Here is an 18,674-nt window from a genome sequence, read left to right on the forward strand (position 1 = left end):
GGGTTGGATACGGCTCGGCAGGCGTTGTCGGTGCGGTTTGGCCGGGGGGCGAGGAAGAAGGTGGAGGAGGCCGCGCAGTGATTTGAGCCTTATTGCGTCAGCCATGATCAACTCCTGAGGTGAGTTGATGGTGGTCAGCGGGTCGTATGGGTTGCCGCCCATGCGGCCCGCGCTTCGTTTACAGCGTCAGATGCGTACGTGCCTCCTGTTAGCTGCCGGGATTGATGCATGCGATCGAATCACTGTATGGATAATCAGTTATCCGATCAATCTATCCGTTCGGGATAGGGAAGCCGGGGCGATTCACAAGCCTACGAAGCCTTTACCTCCAAAAAAGCCGAAATCGAGGCTCGCTTGGCCGACCTTCAAGCTGCGGTAGTTGAAGCAGAACGATTAAATCGTGCACTCAGGGTGGGTCGGGTCCCGGCTATCGTTGTGGATGTTCTGCGGGCTATCGAGAGGGCTGGGCTGTCTTCCTACTTTACGGTGGTTGGTACGCACGCCCTGTACGCCTATGAGGCTGCGGCTGGAGTACGCATTGCGCAGGGCGCATTGGCCACCCAGGATGTCGACATGCTTTGGGATGCTCAAAGGCATGTTCGTTTTCTGACAGACATCGAGCGCCTTGACGTTTCGATGCTCAGCATTTTGCAGCGCGTTGATAAGAGCTTTCGGCGCAAAGACGACCATCTCGAGACGGCCATCAACAGCAAAGGTTTTGAGGTCGACTTTTTGCGACGGCCGCCGCAAGACTCTGACCCTCATCCGGTCCGACTGCCTGCTTACGAAGAAGACCTGTGGCCTGTACAGGCCCGGCGTGCGCAGATATTGGCGTCGGCGCCCAAATTCGGGCAGGTCGTGGTGGCCGCGACCGGAAAAATGGCGAGGATGTCGGCCATTGACCCGGAGGTATTCATCGACTTCAAGACCTGGATGGCGAAAGAGGCCCCGGACCGAGACCCGCGTAAGCGCCGACGCGACCAACTGCAGGCCGATATCGTCTGGACGTTGATGGACCAAGGCTTATTGTTGTCGCGGTAGATGCCGCAACAGGTCGCTGATACAAATGAGCTTGAGAAAACCAGGCCCTAACCCAGCCCAAGCCCCAGCCCCATTCGCCGTCGTGCAGCAATTGCGCCGCCTGGCCGCCGGAGGTCCACCACACTGCGATGTCCGGCTTGATCTGCGCGAGCTTCTTGAACGCGCGGTCGACGTCGAGCGGATACAGCTTGTCGCGCGGCACGCCGTCGGCGAGCAGGGCGGCTTCGAGCACCGTCTGCGGAACGAACGGCGGCGATCCATCTGCTACGCAAAATGTAATGACTGGAGTACGAAATATCGAATCCGGCCGACCAGGCAAGACACGCCGCACAGCACGACTCCACGCGCGGCAGTGCAGCAACCGGAACACGCAACAGCGGGCTTGAGAAAAATATACGAAGCCATTTTGTGAATGGCAACGCTCGAATTGTTGGAGCGGCCATAACGTGGCGTCATGGCCCGCAGCAGGAGGAAAGTCCGGAGAGCCGAGACTTACGCCGGCGTCATCGCGCGCCGGAACGCAAGCGGACTCGCGCCGACCGCGGCGCGGAAGCGATGGCTGAAGTGGCTGCCGTTCGCAAAGCCGCAAAGCGCCGCGACTTGTTCGAGCGGCATCGTCGTGGTTTGCAGCAGCACGCGCGCGCGGTCGATGCGCTGTTGCGCAATCCACGAGTGGGGCGGCATGCCGAATGACGTCCGGAACATGCGCGCGAGATGGAATTCCGACAGGCACGCGACGTTGGACAGCTCGCCGAGCGTCAGCGATTCGGTCAGGTTGGCCTCGATGTAATCGCGCAGGCGGCGCCGCGTCGACACCGACAGTCCGCCCTTGCTCTGAACATTCTCGCGGCGCATCGATTGGCCGCGCAGCAAGAGCGAGAGCACTTCGTGCACGATCTCGTTGGCGCGCAGCCGCTCGTCGGCGCCGTCCCACGGCAGCATGGCCAGCGACTGGCACAGCTCGGCGATGCGGGCGTCTTCGAAATAGGTGCGATCGGCGAGCGTCAGTTCGCGCGGCTCGCGATCCAGCTCGAGCGCCGCGCGCCGCGTGAAATGCTCGGGCATGAAGTACAGATGCATGAAATGCATGTGCCCGCGCACCCACCAGCGCGATTCGTGATCGCCCGGCAGCGCGCAAAGGCGGCGCGGCGCGCCGAAGCGGCCCGGGAGCTTCTGGCGTTCGGTCCGGTAGCCGCCGTCGAGATAGCACGACAGCGTGTGGTGGCCGGGATGGTCGTAGGCGGTCTCGGCGACGTCGGTGTCGCGCGTCCAGACGGCGGCCGCGAGCTGGTCGCCAAGCCACGCGAAGCGCTCGAGCGTCGCGTTGGCGTCGGCGAGCGTGCGGCACACCGACTGCACGCCGAGCGAGCGGCCTGCAGGGGAGTCGAGCGTGGCGCAGGCGGGTGGGCAGGCCGTCACGGTGTCGGGGGGATGAGTGGAAAGATGGCCCGAGTATAGAGGCCGTCGCGCATTTGCGCCCGGGTGGCGGCAAGCCGGCGCGCATAAAAGCGCAAGGATGGACAAGGCCCGGCGCCGCGGCGATCGCATAGTCGGGCTCTCGCGTTTCGTTGAACCCGGCTTATGAACCTGCTCCTTTACGTCGTGACCGTGCTGATCTGGGGGACCACCTGGATCGCGATCAAATGGCAACTTGGCGTCGTCGCGCCGCCGGTGTCGATCGCGCTGCGCTTCTGGTGCGCCGCGATCGTGCTGTTCGCGCTCTTGCGCATCATGCGCCGGCCGATCCTGCCGCCGCGCGCCGCATGGCCGTTGCTCGCGGCGCAGGCCCTCGCGCTCTTCTGCGTCAACTTCTTGTGCTTCTACTACGCCGAGCGGATCGTTCCGAGCGGCCTCGTCGCCGTCGTCTTCTCGACCGCGCCGCTGCTCAACTCGATCAACGGCCGCCTCTTCATGGGACGGCCGCTGCGGGCGAGCGCGATCGTCGGCGCGCTCTTGGGCCTCGCGGGAATCGGGTGCCTGTTCGCGCAGCAAATGGCCGGCCACGCCGGCGATGAGCAGATGTGGCTCGGCCTCGCTATCGCGTTCCTGGGGACGATGTCGTTCTCCGCCGGCAACCTGCTGTCGAGCCGGATGCAGTCGATGGGCCTGCACCCCATCGTCACGAATAGCTGGGCCATGCTGATCGGCGCGGCGGTGCTGACCGTCGGCAGCCTGCTGGCCGGGCTGCCGTTCGAGCCGGAATTCACCGTGCGCTACCTCGGCGCGCTTGCCTACCTCGCGGTGCCCGGCTCGGTCATCGGCTTTACGGCGTATCTGATGCTGGTCGGGCGGATCGGGCCGGAGCGGGCCGCGTACTGCACGGTGCTGTTCCCGATCGTCGCGCTGGCCGTGTCGACGGTATTCGAGGGCTACCGATGGTCCGCGCTCGCGGTGCTGGGGCTGATGCTCGTGGTCGCGGGCAATCTGGTCGCCTTCGACCTGACGCGGCGCCTCGTTGCGTGGAATGGCGTCGGCAAGCCGACGCTATGAAAGTGCGCGAATCAATCATGATGACGGAGAGCGTCGCGCGCTACCGCAGCCATACCGAACCGGCCGCGTAGCCGGGCATCCGGATTGCTTCTTGCTGTCAGGGGGGCGATACCTTGGCCGCATTTGGCGCGATCAAGTGCTGGCACCCCATCCCTTTGCCGCGCAGACTAAGGCGTATTCACGCCGGCAACCGGTGCCGCTCAGGCGACTTTGACGGAGGGCCACACCATGAGCACTCGGGACGAACTCCAAAGCACGATCGACGCGCTGGTCCGGGCCGGCAAAGGCCTGCTGGCAGCCGACGAGAGCGGCGGCACCATTGCCAAGCGCTTCAAGACGATCGGCGTCGAATCGACCGAGGAAAACCGCCGCGCGTGGCGCAGTCTGCTCCTGTCGACCGCAGGCCTCGGCGAGTTCGTGAGCGGCGTCATCCTGTACGAAGAGACGCTCGGCCAATGCGCCGGCGACGGCACGCCGCTGCCGCAACTGGCGGCGCGCCAGGGCATCGTGCCGGGCATCAAGGTGGACGCGGGCAAGATCGCGCTTGCCCATGCGCCGGGCGACGAAGTGACCGAAGGGCTCGACGGTCTGGCGAAGCGTCTCGAAGGCTACAAGAAGCAGGGCGCGCGCTTCGCGAAATGGCGCGCGGTGTACAACGTGTCGGATACCTTGCCGAGCCGACTCGCGATCGAGACCAATGCCGCGTCGCTCGCGCGCTATGCGGCGATTTGCCAGGAAGCCGGCGTCGTGCCGATCGTCGAGCCGGAGGTGCTGATGGACGGCGGCCACTCGATCGAACGCTGCGCGCAAGTGACCGAAGCCGTGCTGCATGAGGTGTTCGCCGCGCTTCATCGCCACGCGGTGACGCTCGAGCACATGCTGCTCAAGCCGAGCATGGTCGTCGCGGGCAAGGAGCACGCGCGGCAAGCGCCGTCCGCCGAGATTGCGGCGCAGACGGTGAGCGTCCTCGGCCGCACGGTGCCGGCCGCGGTGGCGGGCCTCTTCTTCTTGTCGGGCGGGCAGACGCCTGAAGAGGCGACCGCCAATCTCGATGCGATCAATCGCACGGGCCGGCGCCCGTGGCCGTTGAGCTTTTCCTACGGACGCGCGTTGCAGGAGCCGCCGCTCAAGGCCTGGCGAGGGCAGGCGGCGAATATCGGCGCGGCGCAAATGGCGCTGATGAAGCGCGCGCGGTTGAATGGCGCGGCAAGCATGGGGCAATACGACGCCGAACTGGACGCCGTGGGCGATTCTGCGACGCGTTGATCGGCATGCCGCAGATCCGGCGGAACGCACCAAACAAAAAGGCCAGAACACTTCCGCTCTGGCCTTTTTGCTTTCGGACCGCGGCGGCGACTCAATTGCGCCGCCGCCGCGTGCGGCTCGACTTCAATGCCACGCCATCTGAACGACCTTGACGATCACCAGCCCGACCGCGATCACCAGATACCCACGCAGCACGCCCATCCAGACACGCTTGGACAGCGTGAGATTCGGCTTCGGCAGTTGTTCGAGCGGCGGCATGCGCCACGTGTCGCGCACCTTCTTCAAGGCCGCCTTGCTCGGCGCCGGTGCTTCTGCCGCCGCTGCGCTGCGCGTCTTGCGCACGATTTCGGTGGCTGCGTAGCCGACGATGGCGAGCAGCGTGCCGCCGACGAGGATCTCCATGATCGCCTTGCCGCTGATATCCGGATACACGGTGGCGGTGGTCAGGATGATCGACAGCACGACCAGAATCCAGATGATCGCGCCCGTGAACAGATTCAGCTTTTTGCCGTTCACCCACGGACCGAGCACGGCACGGTCGTTGCACAGCAGCAGCAGGAACACGGTGGCGCTCGGCAGGAGCACGCCGGCGAGCGTCTGCACGGCCTCGGTCAGAAGGCCGAGCGGGCTGCCCGGCATCAGCACGAGCGCCGCGGCGAGCGCGATGATGCCGAAGTAGACGAGGTAGAAGCCCTTCGCGTCGAGCACGCTGCGATGCAGCGAGTGACGGATCTTGAACACGTCGCCGATCGCGTAGGCCGTCGCGAGCGAGACAGCGGCAGCGCCGATGATCGAAGCGTCGAGCAGCGCGACCGCGAAGATCGTCGCCGACGTCGGGCCGACGTACTTGTGCAGCCCGGCGATCACGCCGCCCGCATCGGTGAAGTTGCCGAACTCCGGACGTCCCGCGAAGAGCGCTGCGCAGAAGGCCATCATCGCGACGGCGCCGATGATCACGAAGGCAATGCCGATCCACAGGTCCGCCTTTTCGTACTTCATGAAGCGCGGCGTGATGCGCTTGTCGATCACGTAGCTTTGCTGGAAGAACAGCTGCCACGGCGCGACCGTCGTGCCGACAATGCCGATCACGAGCAGCATCACGTCCGACAGCTTCGAGTTCTTCGGCCAGCTCGGGATAAGGAAGTCGCGCGTGATGACGCTGACCGGCGGATGGATCGACACGAGCACCGGCACCAGCAGCAGGCTCAAAAGGCACAGCACGATCGCGAAGCGTTCGAAGCGCCGGAAGTTGCCGGTGCTCACGGCGGCCATCGTCAGCACGGCGGCGATGCAGACGCCGAGCACCTTCGACACGCCGAGATAGTCGAGCGCAAAGGTGATGCCGATGAATTCGGTGACGATCGTGAGCGCGTTGAGCAGGAACAGGTCGATGACGCTGAAGGCACCCCAGAACTTGCCGAAGCGCTCGAAGATCAGGCGTGCGTGGCCGACGCCCGTTACGGCGCCAAGGCGCAGCACCATTTCCTGGTTCACGTACAGCACGGGGATCAGGAGCGCGAGCGTCCAGAGCAGCGACGTGCCGTAGTTCTGGCCGGCTTGCGTGTAGGTGCCGAACGCGCCCGCATCGTTGTCGCCGACCATCACGATGAGACCGGGGCCGAGAATCGCGAGCAGCGTGCGCAGGCGCGCCCACCAGTTGGTGCGCGGCGCGGTGTCGTGGTGCGCGATCGTGCCGAACGCGCCGCGGATATCGCCGACGTGGGCGTCGTCGAGCACGGCGCTCCGTGTCGTCGACGAGACGTTTGCAGGTGTGGACATTTTTAGTTTTCCTATGCGTAGAGCTAAAGCGGTCGTGGCGCAGCCTGCCGGACGATGTGGGTCGAGCGAGCGGCGGGCTGCGCGGTTTCAGTGTCGTCAGTCAGCGAGCTTCTTGAGCGCGGTCCAGAGCGCGGCGGCCACGCTGGCCGATGCGTGCGAACGCGGCTCGAGCGTCAGCATCTCGTCGTAGTGCGTGCGAGCTTCGTCGACGCGCGGGAGCTGCGGTACGAGAAGAGCGAATTGCATGATGAATCCTCCACAATCATTGAAACCTGGGGCCCGAGGGTGGCCAGTCCGGTTTCAGCTCACACGGATCGAGACGATCGGACGTGTGGGGAGGAACGAATGCGGGCCTTCCGTCAGGCGAAGCAAAAAGTCGGGCGCGTGAGGGCGCAGGTATGGCAAGAGTGACTAGGCTCAGGGTCGGGCATTTCGATTTCCTTTTGTCTTTCCCGTTGTCGCGTCGCGAAACACGGATGTGTTGAACCACACGCCTTTTCGAACACCGGCGCAGCATGCTGCCGGCCAGCGAAAAGGCGCAAACGAACGGCGCCGCGAGCCTGATGGCTCGATGCGCCAGACCATCGACGCGGATGTGCGAACGCGCGCACGTCGCGAAGGCGGCGTATCAATCGAAGAGGTGCGAAGGGAGTACTGCGGAAGCTACTGCGATGCGCACCGTCTGCCTGTCGGCATGACGGCGGCTAAAGAAGAATCAGCGCGGGGCGTCGTGCCAGTCAGGCAGAAATACTGTTCGAAGATCGACTACTGCAACTGTCCAAGGCATATGCCCCATTTGTGGAAACAACTGAATTTTAGTGATTTGCTATAAGACAAGTCAACGCATACGCAGAAGAATTTTCTTACGTTTCAATTACGTAGCGCGTACGATGCCGAATTCCTCTGCACACCTGCGCATCGGCAACGAAGCCGTTGCCGAGCTGCGGACCGTCGTGGCGGTTTAACTTGATGCGAGACCTTTGCGCAGCAGTTCGTCGACGAGGCCCGTCATCCCTTCCGGATGGCTGGCCGCGCGTTCCTTCAGCGTCGCCGCGAGCTCGCCGTCGAGCTTGCACGCGAACGGCACGAGCCCTTTTGCCTGATCGAGCTTGCGCTGCTCGCGACGGTCGAGCACTTCGACGATGCCTTTGCCGAAGCGCTCGGAGCGCGTCTGCTTCATCGAGTGGGTCAGTTTGAGCGCCTTGCTCTTTTCAAGGTCGGTTTTCTTCATTGGCATGCGGAAGTGTCCTGCGGTTGGAGTGGGGCGGCCTGTAGCCGGTGGGCCCGTATTGTACGCAGTGCGCGCGGGCCAGCCCAGACGGGCCGGCCCGCCTCGTGCCCGTCAATGGTTGTGGCGCGACTCGCCGCGCGTCTCGATGACGTTCAGGTACAGCGTCGCGTGTTCGAGGCAAGCGCCGGTCGCATGCTGGCCGACCATGCTGCGATAGATCTCCTCCCAAGGCGTCTTGTGCTGCAAGAGCGGCGCTTTCCACGCGGCGCGCCGTGCAGCGAGTTCGTCCGCCGAGATCATCACGTCGACCTTGCGCGCTTGCAGATCGATGCGGATCTTGTCGCCGGTCATGAGCAGCGCAAGATTGCCGCCCACCGCCGCCTCGGGCGACACGTTCAGGATCGACGGGCTCGCCGACGTGCCGCTCTGCCGGCCGTCGCCGATGGTCGGCAGCGTATCGACGCCTTCCTTGATCAGCGCAGCGGGCGGCTGCATGTTGACGACTTCCGCGCCGCCGGGGTACCCGACCGGGCCGCAATTGCGGATCACGAGCACCGATCGCGCGTCGACGCCGAGTTCCGGATCGTCGATGCGCTCGTGATAGTCCTCGGGCCCCTCGAACACGACGGCGTGTCCTTCGAAGACATTAGGATGCTCGGGGTCGGAGAGGAAGCGCTTGCGGAACGCGGGATCGATCACGCTGATCTTCATCACGGCGCTGTCGAACAGGTTGCCGGACATGACGACGTAGCCCGCCGCTTCCTTCAACGGCTCGGTGTACCGTCGGATCACTTCGCGATCCGGCTCGGCGACGCTCGCGAGGTCTTCGGCGAGCGTGCGTCCCGTCACCGTGCGCACGCCGCCGTCCAGCTTGCCGGCGTCGAGCAGCTCCTTCATCACAGCCGGCACGCCGCCCGCGCGATGAAACGCTTCGCCGAGAAACCGTCCGGCCGGCTGGCAATCGACCAGCAACGGCACGTCCGGCCCGAGCCGCTGCCAGTCGTCGAGCGTGTGCTCGACGCCCATATGGCGCGCGATCGCGATCATGTGGATCGGACAATTCGACGAACCGCCGAGCGCCGCCGCCGCGACCACGGCGTTTTCGAAGGCGCCTTGGGTCATGATGTCCGACGGGCGCAGGTTCTCGTGGATCATGCCGACGATGCGCTTGCCCGTGGCGTAGGCCATCTGCCCGCGCTCGCGATACGGCGCGGGAATCGCGGCGCAGCCCGGCAGCGACATGCCGAGCGCCTCGGCGAGCGAGTTCATCGACAGCGCCGTGCCCATCGTGTTGCAGTGCCCCGCCGACGGCGCCGATGACGCCACCATGTTCATGAACGCTTCGTAATCGATCTCCCCGGCCGCGAGCCGCTTGCGCGCATGCCAGACGACGGTGCCCGAGCCCGCGAGCTTGCCTTGCCACCAGCCGTCGAGCATCGGTCCGCCCGATAGCACGATCGCCGGGAGGTTGACCGTGGCCGCGGCCATCAGGCACGCGGGCGTGGTCTTGTCGCAGCCGGTGGTCAGCACGACGCCGTCGAGTGGATAGCCATGCAGGATCTCGACGAGTCCGAGGTAGGCGAGATTGCGGTCGAGCGCGGCCGTGGGGCGCTTGCCGGTCTCCTGGATCGGATGAACGGGGAATTCGAGCGGGATGCCGCCCGCGTCGCGGATGCCGTCGCGCACGCGCCCGGCGAGCTCCAGATGATGACGGTTGCACGGCGCCAGGTCCGATCCCGTCTGCGCGATGCCGACGATCGGCTTGCCCGACTGCAATTCTTCGCGCGTGATGCCGTAGTTCATGTAGCGCTCGAGATAGAGCGCGGTCATGCCGGGGTTGGACGGATCGTCGAACCAGCGGCGGCTGCGCAGGCGGTGCGGCTGGTCCGAGTCGGGACGATGGCGCATGGCGGGTGTCTCCGGTGCTTGATTTGAGGTGCGATTGCGTAATGGGATGACGGCGGGGATGGCGGCGGCGCGCGCGTCACGCCGCCCGCCGAGCCGTCATTGTGCGCTTCCCGCGGCCGGGGGCGTGACGCGCGCGCCGTCCACGACGGTATCCATCAACGCGCGCATGCGTCTCCAATGCGAGCCTTCCCAGAAGACCCGCCGGCAGATGTCACAGGTGACGAACTGCGTGTGCCGCTCGAGCACGCCCTTCGGTGCGCGGTCCGCCACTTCTTCCTTCTCGATGCGCCGCAGCGGCGCATTGCAGGTCAGGCACAGCCGGAACGGCTGCGCGCTGCCGGCGAGATCGAGCCGACCGAAAATCTCGCGCAATTGCGCGTCGGGCTTCAGCGCGCGCACGTAGCAGCCGTGCGTGATCGTGCGGCGCTTGAGCAACTCGCGGTCGCGCGTGAGCACGATCCGTTGCTCGGCCGAGGCGAGCGCTTCGATCGCGGCGTCGGCGTAGTGGTTGTCGTAGAGCGTGTCGAAACCCGCGAGCCGCAGCAATTGCGCGAGGCCGCCGAGATGCGCGTCGGCGACGAAGCGGATCGTGCGCAGCGGCGCGGCGCGCACCCGCAGGAGCGGGCGGATGTCGAGCGCTTCGAATTTGGGGTAGACCGCGACGCGGTCACCGTCTTCGAGAATCTGCTCGAAACCGACCGATTCGCCGTTCACGAGGATCAGTTCCACTTCGGTGTGCGGCACGCCGAGCGCTTCGATCATATGTTTGGCCGTCGCGGCGGGCGGGCATGCGCAACTGAACGACCGCCTGCGCAGCGGCCGGGCGATGAAGTCGTTCAGCTCTTCATAGAAGCGGAAAGTCGCGGTGACGGGAGCCATCGGATCAGTATCGCATCAAGGCGGGCCGTGCGCCGGACGCGCGGGTCGCGAAGGTGGGTCAGGCGGCGGTTTCACGATGCGGATCGGCGCGAGGCTCGCCAGCTGCGCCGGCAGCAAGCTTTGCGCGCCTGTGCTTTACTCCCTGGTTCTTTGCGAAGAGATGAAGGAGCAATCCATGGATATCGGTTTTATCGGTCTGGGCAGCATGGGCAGCGCGATGGTGGCGAACCTCCTGAAGGCGGGGCATCGCGTCAGGGTGTGGAACCGCACGGCCGAGCGCGCGCGTGCGCTCACCGAACTCGGCGCGCAGGTGGTCGAAACGCCCGCGCACGCGTTCGCGGGCGATGCCGTGCTGTCGATGCTCGCCGACGACGCGGCGGCTCGCGAAGTCTTCGATGCCGCACTGCTCGAACACGCGCCCCGCGGCCTGATCCACGTGAACATGGCGACGATTTCGGTCATCTGTGCCGAGGAACTCGCGCACGAACACGCGTTGCGCGGGCTCAACTATGTGGCCGCGCCGGTGATGGGACGGCCCGACGTGGCCGCCGCGGCGAAGCTCACGATCATGGCGGCAGGCCCCGCCGAAGCGATCGATCGCGTGCAGCCGATATTCGACGCGATCGGCCAGAAGACGTGGCGCCTCGGCTCCTTGCCGCAGCATGCGAACGTTGCGAAGCTCGCGGCGAACTTCACGCTGGCCTCGGCGGTGGAGACGCTCGGCGAAGTGTCGGCGCTGCTTGGCGGCTATGGCGTCGCGATGTCGGATTTCCTCGACGTGATCACGAATAGCGTGTTTCCCGGGCCGGTGTATCAGGGCTACGGCCGGTTGATTGCCGAGGGCCGCTACGAGCCGGCGATGTTCAAGGCGCGCCTGGGCCTGAAGGACGTGCGGCTCGCGCTCGCGGCCGGTGACGCCGCCTCGATACCGCTGCCGATCGCGAGCGTCGTGCGCGACAGCCTGCTCGACGCGATCGCGCACGGCGACGGCGACAAGGACTTCGCGGTGCTTGGCCAAGTCGCGGCGCGGCGGGCTGCGCGCTAAACGGGGACCGAGCGGGTGGCGGATGCGGGCTCGGCCCGCGCGCCGCAGCCGCCCGGAAAAATTCGGCGCGTGCGGGCATAATCGCCGGTTCGACCCATTCTGACTATCCCGCGCCATCGCCATGAGCCTGCATACCTGGTGGCTTTACGTCGCCACCGTTTTCGTCGTTTCCGCCATTCCCGGTCCCAACATGCTGCTCGTGATGACGCACGGCGCGCAGCACGGCCTGCGCCGCTCGAGCGCGACGATGGCGGGGTGTCTGTCGGCGCTGGTGCTGATGCTGTCGGTATCGGCGGCGGGGCTCGGCGTGTTCCTCGAAGCGTGGCCGGCGATGTTCAACGCGCTGCGGCTGATCGGCGCCGCGTATCTCGTGTACCTCGGCGTGAAGGCGTGGCGCGCGAATGTCGACGTGGAGCCTGACGACAAGCATGCCGACGCCGCAGCAAAGCCCGTGCGCTCGCCTGCCGCGCTCTATCGCAACGGCTTCCTGGTCGCGAGCAGCAACCCGAAGGCGATCCTGTTCGCGGCCGCGCTCTTGCCGCAGTTCATCAACGAGGCGGCGCCGAAGCTCCCGCAATTCGGGATTCTCGTCGCGACGTTCGCGGTGATCGAGGTGAGCTGGTATCTGGTCTATGCCGGCTTCGGTCTGCGCATCGGCGCGACGCTCAAGAGCCGCGGCGTTGCGAAGGCGTTCAATCGCCTGACGGGCGGGGTGTTCGTCGGATTCGGCGCGATGATGGCGCTCGTGCGGCACTGACGCTCCCTTTTTTGGGCGACCCGAGTTAGCGCTTCAGCACTGACTGCGGCCCCATGCAGAGCACTTACTCGGCTCCCATGCAACGCGATTGATGCCGGCAATTGCGAGCCGAACACGACGCCGTTTTGCGCGGAATGCACAATCGTTTGCGGTCAAATTCGAACGATGCGGGACGCGTGGACGGTTCGAGATCGCGCGTACCGTGACCGGCGGCGCGAGGGTTTGACGCTTTTTTGAGAGATATCACCGTTTGAAACAAACTGCCGTTAAAAAACGGCCCGACGGGTCCAAAAAAAAGTTTGCGGCCCGACGGAAAACGATTTCCTTTTAACCGGGCGCTGAAAATCCTTGCGAAAATCAGCGTTTCAGACAACAGTTTGGAGTGCGATTCACAAAAATTGATGTGATGATTACGGCCCGATCGGCAGAAAGCACAACAGATTGTTGCGGGAACATGAAATCTAATCAGCGTCAAACCGATCAAAGGGAGAAACGACTCGCACACGGACCTTGCGGCCCAACCTCGGGAGAGCGCGATGCATAAGAGCATATTGATCGCCGATCACGACGACGATGCGTTAGCCGGCCTCGCCAATCTGGTCGAGGAGATGGGCTACGACGTGATCCTCGCGCACAGTGCGGCCGATGCGCTCAGCATCGCCGAGCGGCACTGGCCGGATGTCGCGATTCTCGACATCGGCGGCCCCGAGCTCGATGGCTTGGCCGCCTCGCGCCGGCTGCGGGACATGGCGAAGGCGCGCTCGCTTCTGCTGATCGCGCTCACCGGCTGGGGACAGCCGCAATATCGTGACATGGCGCTCGCCGCCGGTTTCGACGTGCATCTCGTCAAGCCGGTGGGCGCCGATCAATTGAGCTTCATCCTTTCGATGGCGTGCGAATGAGCAATCGGCTTTGGGTGTGGCGCAGAAACAACGCCAGGAGATAGAGGAATATTCTGATGTTGCGCCGCATCACAGGGTTTGCTATAGTAGGAATTGTCTCCTCCATGTCTCCTCTGATATGGATTCAGCCCGCCAACCTAGGCGGGCTTTTTTTTGTCCCGTGCAATGCAGTCCCCACTTTTCTCATTTGGCGGTGCGCCGTCTTGCCCGGCGTGGATCTCCCAGATCCTGATCTCCGACAGCTTCCTTTAGAACTTGTACGACACGGCGACGAAGGTGATGATCGGGTCCGTCTTCAATTCCGCCTGCGATACGGCGAGTTCCGTGCCGTCCGCGGCCTTGATGATCACCGACGTGGTCGTCTTGAGCGGGATGTAAGTCACCGATGCGGTCACGTCCCAGTGTTTCGTGAAGAAATACGAGGCGCCCACGTCGAACACCGGCACCCATGACGACGATGCCTTCGCCGATACGCTCGTCGTCCCCGGCTTGCCTGCGCCCGCCTTCGAGCGCGGTCGTCCGGTAATCGAACTGGCTGTCGACGCCGAGGTACTCGCCGTCCTGCGAGTCCGGTCCGATCGTCGTCTGCGGCGCGAGGATCGAGATGCCTGACTCGTCGTCGGCGACGGGCCCGGTCAGGCCGTTTTGCGGATTCGTTGCGAGCGATGAGTTCGCGACGCCGGTTCGGATCAGGATCGGCACCAACTGGCCGCGCAACTGGCCGACGATCATGAAACCCTTCGCGACAGGCGACGGCGCGAGCGTCGGCTTCGCTTGGCCCTGGAAGTGGTCGGTTTCGAACGCGCCGCTGCCGTCCGCCGGTTGCACGAGGTTCGTCCCCGGCTGCTGGCATTTGCCGGCGTTGATTAAATCGTCAAAAAAATCCGCTTCGAACACTGGATTTTTTGCGTCGCGAAGATGGCCGGGGCAGGGGGGCGGGGACTTAAACAAACGGGACCGTGGTAGTGTGCGGAGCTGTTGCTGATCGGCCAAGGCATGTGGCACAAGGCTTTCAGAAAAAACCGACGCTCATAAGAGAGCGCTCGTTCGCTGCTGAATCAGGAAATTCCCTTTGCGGAACCTTGTGCTTGAGACCGGAGCCGGTGGAGGAAGGACTAATTGCCGACTTGTATCAAATTGTTATTTGAATAATATTCGTATGATTTATCGAATCGGCTATTAACGGTTTAAAGCAGGATTAAAAGGTGATCGAAGCATTGCATGGGACCGGAGTAAGCGCTGAAGCACTAACTCCGGCCGACCGCTTTGCATGGGGCCGGAGTAAGTGCTGAAGCACTAACTCCGGCCGACCACTTTGCATGGGGCCGGAGTAAGTGCTGAAGCACTAACTCCGGCCGACATAAAAAAAACCGGCTCGTCGAGCCGGCTTTGCGTGGAACGAGCGGCGCGCCTTGCGTTAGCGCTTCAAGCCCGTCTCTTCCGCCGCGCCGATGCTCAGGTTCATGCATTGGATCGCGGCGCCCGATGCGCCCTTGCCGAGGTTGTCGAGCCGCGCGACAGTCACGAAGCGCTCTCGATTGCCGAACACGAACAGGTCGACGCGATTGGTGTCGTTGTTCGCCTGCACGTCGAAGAAGCCGGCATCGAGGTTGTCTTCGGCATCGAACGGAGCGGCGCGCACGAACGCCTCGCCCGCATAGTATTCGGCGAAGAGCGCCTGCACGTCCTGCGGGCTCACGCGCTTCGCGAGGTCCTTCGGCGAGAAGTAGGTCGTGACGGCGAGGCCCTGATAGAAGTTGCCGACGATCGGTGTGAACACCGGCGCCGACTTGAGGCCGGTATGCGCGACCATCTCCGGCAGATGCTTGTGCGCGAGGGCGAGCGCGTAAGGCCGCGGGCTCATGAGCTTGGCGTTGCCGCCCGCTTCGTAGTCCGCAATCATTTTCTTGCCGCCTCCGCTGTAGCCGGTGATCGCGTAGCTGTGCGCGGCGAAGTCCGGCGAGACCACGCCGGCGTCGACGAGCGGCCGCATCGCGAGCACAAAGGCTGACGCGTGGCAGCCGGGCACGGCGATGCGCTTGGCCGTGCGCAGGCGCTCGCGCTGCGCACGCGCGAGTTCGGGCAGGCCGTAGGCCCAATCGGCGGCGGTGCGGAACGCGGTGCTCGCGTCGATGAGCACAGTCTTGTCGTTCTCGACGAGCGAAGCCGATTCGCGCGACGCGACATCCGGCAGGCACAGGAACGTCACATCCGAAGCGTTGATGAGACGGCGGCGCTCGTCGATGTCCTTGCGCTTCGCCTCGTCGATGCGCAGAATTTCCACGCCGTCGCGCTGCGTCAGGTACTCGAAAATCTTCAGACCGGTGGTGCCTTCCTGTCCGTCGACAAAAACCTTCGTGCTCATCTCGAATCTCGCTTGACTAACTGAATTCAACCGGTGGGCGCGTTCCCGCGAATCCGTAATTCTAAGACCGGATGGCGGCGCGTGCGCGCATGCTTGGCCAAAAAACACGTTGCGCCGCGCAAATGACGCAGATATGACACCAATGACGTCAGTTCAGCGGCGGTTGCTCGTCGTTCGACGCCGAATCGCAACCGCATCCGCGCGTCCACGAGCGCGGCGGCAACACGGAATCAAAGCGCGATCAGACCGCTCAGTCAGCGCCCATAGGTGACGACAAGCCGTGCCGAACCAAGCGTGGCCGTACCGATCTCATGATCGAACATCAGCGCGGGGCGGCCCGTCGCGAGCCGCAGATCGGTCGTGTCGAGCGCGTAGACGGTGATCACGTAGCGGTGCGGCTTGCCGGGCGGCGGGCAGGGGCCGCCGTAGCCGTCGGTGTCGAAGTCGTTGCGCGCTTCGACGGCGCCGAGCTTTTTCAGATAGCCGGACGCGCTGGCGTTGGCCGGCAACTGGTGAACGCCGGGCGGAATGCCAGCTACCGCCCAGTGCCACCAGCCGGGGCCGGGGGAGTCAGGATCGAACATCGTCACGGCGAAACTGCGGGTGCCGGCCGGCGCGTCGTGCCATGACAGCTGGGGTGAGTGGTTGCCGCCCTTGCAGTCGCCCTGATCGAATACTTGGGCATCCGGCACGGTGCCACCTGACCGAAGGTCGACGCTGGTCACGGAAAAGGCACCATCCGCGAGCGCGCGAGGACCATTGGCGATTGTGACAGCGGCGCTCAGGAACGTGAGCACCAGAAACGGCAGACGAGGGTAAGGCGAAGCGCGCGAAACGACCAGGCAGCACTTGCGCATGAGTCGATTCTCCTGTCAGGGGCGAGGCTTTGAGGCTTCTTTGCACGATTAGTGTCCCAATAATGTGCCCGGACATGAATTCAAGTCTAACATTAGGGCTGCGCGGCGGTTGTTGGAATTACCGCGACGAAATGTGGGGTTCTGGGTGTCTGCTGTTTCGCGGCGCTGTTACGGATGCGGGCAGCCCGGCACAGGCCGGGCCGGCGTCACAAACAAATAAATAACGGTTTGCATGAACGAATTATCGGAAAGCAAAATATCCGGGCGGAAGCCGATGCAACACCGAATGAAAGTCGTCGTGGCCGACGACCATCCGGTGATTTTGCTGGGGGCCGAGCAGGCGCTGTTGAAATTTCCGGATGTCGAGGTGATAGCGCAGGCACGTCAATCGACCGAGCTCATCAAGGTGCTGCAGACGGTGCCGGCCGACGTGCTGGTGACCGATCTCGCCATGCCGGGCGGCCAGTACGGCGACGGCCTGCCGCTCATCGACTACATCCTGCGCCACTTTCCCGGTCTGCGCATCGTTGTGCTGACGATGCTCGAGAACGCGGCGCTCCTCAAGCGGCTTGGCGAGATCGGTGTGATCGCGGTCGTCAACAAGTCGGACGACCTCGCACACATTGGCCTCGCGATACGCCATGTGATGCACGATCTGCCGTACGCGAGCCCGTCTGTGCGGACTTCGCTCGACACGCTGCGGATCAACGCGGGCGGCAAGACCGAGGACGTCATCCTCTCTCGCCGCGAGCTCGAGGTGGTACGGCTCTTCGTCTCCGGGCTGACCATCAAGGAAATTTCGACGCAGCTGAACCGCAGCATCAAAACGATCAGCACGCAGAAAAACATGGCGATGCGCAAGCTCGGCCTCGAACGCGATTCGGAACTCTTCCAGTACGCGCAGAGCAATGGGCTGATGAACTTGTCGTCGAACGTGCAGGACAAGCCCGCGGCACCCAAATAAACGAGGAAGCGCGTAGCCGGCTCGCCCGCGCGCGAAATCGCAAGGAAAGAAAAAGCCGCGGCAGGCGCCAAGCTTGGCTTACTGCGGTGCCGCCGTGGCGCCGCCATGCGCCGCGGACCATTCGGCCGGCGCGTGCAGGAACTTCTCGACTTCGTCGAGCGTCCTGGCGTCGAAGTAGCCCGATGCCTTCGCGACGCGCAGCACGTCCCACCACGTGGCGAGCGCGTGCAAGTCGACGTCGATGTCCTTCAACACCGAGACGCTTTCCTTGAAGATGTTGTAGTGGAACAGCACGAAGCAGTGGTTCACCTTCGCGCCCGCGGTGCGCAGCGCGTTGATGAAGTTGATCTTGCTGCGGCTGTCGGTGGTCAGGTCTTCGACGAGCAGCACGCGCGAACCTTCTGGCAGATTGCCTTCGATCTGCGCGTTGCGGCCAAAACCCTTCGGCTTCTTGCGCACGTATTGCATCGGCACCATCAGGCGGTCGGCGATCCAGGCCGCAAACGGGATGCCGGCGGTTTCGCCGCCCGCGACGGCGTCGATCTGCTCGTAGCCGACGTCGCGCAGAATCGTCGTTTCCGCCATCTCCATGAGGCCGCGGCGCACGCGCGGATACGAAATCAGCTTGCGGCAATCGATATAAACCGGGCTCGCCCAGCCGGACGTGAAGATGTACGGCTTTTCGGCGTTGAAGTGCACCGCCTGCACTTCGAGCAGGATCTTGGCGGTCGTGTCGGAGATCGTTTGGCGATCGATGCCTGTCATGGGGCGAATCCTTGGGTGATGAGCAAGAGAGGCGGGCGCGTGGCCCAAGTGGCGCTGATCAATGTGCCCTGGCCGTAGGACCAGGTGCAGGCCGCGCTGGTGTGTCAAGCGGCCGGATTGCTGCGCGCGTAGGCCGACATTTTACCCGAATTGAGATGCCTTGCGCCGCCCGGCTGCCGGTATTCGGACTGCCCGTTGCTGCGGGCTTAGGCGAGGAACCGCACGGCATGGGGTCCGGATATGCCGCATCGCAGCATCGCGGACGCCGCCCCGACGCGGCTCGGGGCCGCTCGCCGTGCCGTACGAATTTGAGATTAGGGGGTGTACACTAACTCCCCCGAAAAACGTACTGCGCTGTCTTGCCATCCGCCAAGGTTCGAAGGCGCGCCCTAACGGCGCGAAAACGAGCCGCCGCCGACCATCCA

Annotated in this window: 17 protein-coding genes and 3 pseudogenes; 8 read left to right on the forward strand and 12 right to left on the reverse strand. The window is 64.2% G+C overall.

Going from position 1 to position 18,674, the window contains the following annotated elements; translation table 11 throughout:
- Positions 1-354 precede the first annotated feature (354 nt).
- On the forward strand, positions 355-1,041 hold the full coding sequence (locus J3489_RS32390) for a GSU2403 family nucleotidyltransferase fold protein (RefSeq protein WP_242540485.1): 687 nt from the start codon (positions 355-357) through the stop codon (positions 1,039-1,041).
- 52 nt (positions 1,042-1,093) lie between these two features.
- Here J3489_RS32390 and J3489_RS38080 read toward each other — a convergent pair.
- A pseudogene (locus tag J3489_RS38080) lies at positions 1,094-1,282 on the reverse strand (extracellular solute-binding protein); the annotation flags it as partial.
- 251 nt (positions 1,283-1,533) lie between these two features.
- Entirely contained in the window at positions 1,534-2,460 is a 927-nt protein-coding gene (locus J3489_RS32400) for a helix-turn-helix domain-containing protein (RefSeq protein WP_309491456.1), read from the reverse strand.
- A 162-nt stretch (positions 2,461-2,622) separates the two neighbouring features.
- Here J3489_RS32400 and J3489_RS32405 point away from each other — a divergent pair, with 162 nt between their 5' ends.
- Together J3489_RS32405 and J3489_RS32410 are read left to right on the forward strand one after the other, a co-directional pair.
- Positions 2,623-3,531, forward strand: a complete 909-nt coding sequence (locus tag J3489_RS32405) for a DMT family transporter (protein ID WP_207004909.1) — start codon at positions 2,623-2,625, stop codon at positions 3,529-3,531.
- Between the two features lie 228 nt (positions 3,532-3,759).
- Positions 3,760-4,797 carry a class I fructose-bisphosphate aldolase gene (locus J3489_RS32410; protein ID WP_207004910.1) on the forward strand — a complete coding sequence of 346 codons (1,038 nt, stop codon included), beginning with the start codon at positions 3,760-3,762 and terminating at the stop codon, positions 4,795-4,797.
- Positions 4,798-4,920: 123 nt separating this feature from the next.
- Here the strand turns inward: J3489_RS32410 and J3489_RS32415 are convergent, their stop codons facing one another.
- The gene (locus J3489_RS32415; protein WP_207004911.1) at positions 4,921-6,576 is read right to left on the reverse strand and encodes an Nramp family divalent metal transporter; all 1,656 of its coding nucleotides are present in this window, start codon (positions 6,574-6,576) and stop codon (positions 4,921-4,923) included.
- Between the two features lie 96 nt (positions 6,577-6,672).
- Positions 6,673-6,822 (reverse strand): hypothetical protein, encoded by a 150-nt coding sequence (locus J3489_RS32420; RefSeq protein WP_207004912.1) that lies wholly within the window; start codon positions 6,820-6,822, stop codon positions 6,673-6,675.
- Positions 6,823-7,054: 232 nt separating this feature from the next.
- Here J3489_RS32420 and J3489_RS32425 point away from each other — a divergent pair, with 232 nt between their 5' ends.
- Positions 7,055-7,408, forward strand: coding sequence for a hypothetical protein (locus J3489_RS32425; protein WP_207004913.1), 354 nt, complete (start codon positions 7,055-7,057; stop codon positions 7,406-7,408).
- Between the two features lie 129 nt (positions 7,409-7,537).
- Here the strand turns inward: J3489_RS32425 and J3489_RS32430 are convergent, their stop codons facing one another.
- The 3 genes from J3489_RS32430 to J3489_RS32440 all read right to left on the reverse strand — a co-directional run bounded on the left by J3489_RS32430 (position 7,538) and on the right by J3489_RS32440 (position 10,594).
- A complete protein-coding gene (locus J3489_RS32430) occupies positions 7,538-7,813 on the reverse strand; it encodes a hypothetical protein (protein WP_207004914.1) in 276 nt (91 codons plus the stop codon).
- 105 nt (positions 7,814-7,918) lie between these two features.
- Positions 7,919-9,715, reverse strand: a complete 1,797-nt coding sequence (locus J3489_RS32435) for an IlvD/Edd family dehydratase (protein WP_207004915.1) — start codon at positions 9,713-9,715, stop codon at positions 7,919-7,921.
- Between the two features lie 96 nt (positions 9,716-9,811).
- On the reverse strand, positions 9,812-10,594 hold the full coding sequence (locus tag J3489_RS32440) for a Mut7-C RNAse domain-containing protein (RefSeq protein ID WP_207004916.1): 783 nt from the start codon (positions 10,592-10,594) through the stop codon (positions 9,812-9,814).
- 175 nt (positions 10,595-10,769) lie between these two features.
- Between J3489_RS32440 and J3489_RS32445 the strand changes: the two genes are divergently transcribed.
- The 3 genes from J3489_RS32445 (at position 10,770) to J3489_RS32455 (ending at position 13,298) form a co-directional block, all read left to right on the forward strand.
- Positions 10,770-11,639: an NAD(P)-dependent oxidoreductase gene (locus J3489_RS32445; RefSeq protein WP_207004917.1), complete on the forward strand. Its 870-nt coding sequence runs from the start codon at positions 10,770-10,772 to the stop codon at positions 11,637-11,639.
- 121 nt (positions 11,640-11,760) lie between these two features.
- Positions 11,761-12,396: a LysE family translocator gene (locus J3489_RS32450; protein ID WP_207004918.1), complete on the forward strand. Its 636-nt coding sequence runs from the start codon at positions 11,761-11,763 to the stop codon at positions 12,394-12,396.
- A 536-nt stretch (positions 12,397-12,932) separates the two neighbouring features.
- Positions 12,933-13,298, forward strand: coding sequence for a response regulator (locus tag J3489_RS32455; RefSeq protein WP_207004919.1), 366 nt, complete (start codon positions 12,933-12,935; stop codon positions 13,296-13,298).
- 248 nt (positions 13,299-13,546) lie between these two features.
- Here J3489_RS32455 and J3489_RS38085 read toward each other — a convergent pair.
- From J3489_RS38085 to J3489_RS32470, 4 genes and pseudogenes are all read right to left on the reverse strand, one after another.
- Positions 13,547-13,801, reverse strand: a pseudogene (locus J3489_RS38085) (OmpW family outer membrane protein); the annotation flags it as partial.
- A 4-nt stretch (positions 13,802-13,805) separates the two neighbouring features.
- Positions 13,806-14,165: pseudogene (locus J3489_RS38090) on the reverse strand (DUF2957 domain-containing protein); the annotation flags it as partial.
- A gap of 550 nt (positions 14,166-14,715) precedes the next feature.
- Positions 14,716-15,663, reverse strand: a complete 948-nt coding sequence (gene argC / locus J3489_RS32465; RefSeq protein WP_207004921.1) for an N-acetyl-gamma-glutamyl-phosphate reductase — start codon at positions 15,661-15,663, stop codon at positions 14,716-14,718.
- A 254-nt stretch (positions 15,664-15,917) separates the two neighbouring features.
- The gene (locus tag J3489_RS32470; protein WP_207004922.1) at positions 15,918-16,520 is read right to left on the reverse strand and encodes a YbhB/YbcL family Raf kinase inhibitor-like protein; all 603 of its coding nucleotides are present in this window, start codon (positions 16,518-16,520) and stop codon (positions 15,918-15,920) included.
- Positions 16,521-16,794: 274 nt separating this feature from the next.
- Between J3489_RS32470 and J3489_RS32475 the strand changes: the two genes are divergently transcribed.
- Positions 16,795-17,484 carry a response regulator gene (locus J3489_RS32475; RefSeq protein WP_207004923.1) on the forward strand — a complete coding sequence of 230 codons (690 nt, stop codon included), beginning with the start codon at positions 16,795-16,797 and terminating at the stop codon, positions 17,482-17,484.
- Positions 17,485-17,562: 78 nt separating this feature from the next.
- Here J3489_RS32475 and J3489_RS32480 read toward each other — a convergent pair whose 3' ends face one another.
- Positions 17,563-18,249 carry an orotate phosphoribosyltransferase gene (locus J3489_RS32480; RefSeq protein WP_207004924.1) on the reverse strand — a complete coding sequence of 229 codons (687 nt, stop codon included), beginning with the start codon at positions 18,247-18,249 and terminating at the stop codon, positions 17,563-17,565.
- Between the last annotated feature and the right edge of the window lie 425 nt (positions 18,250-18,674).

The organism is Trinickia mobilis, from assembly GCF_017315705.1.
In the GTDB taxonomy this organism is placed as follows: domain Bacteria; phylum Pseudomonadota; class Gammaproteobacteria; order Burkholderiales; family Burkholderiaceae; genus Trinickia_A; species Trinickia_A mobilis.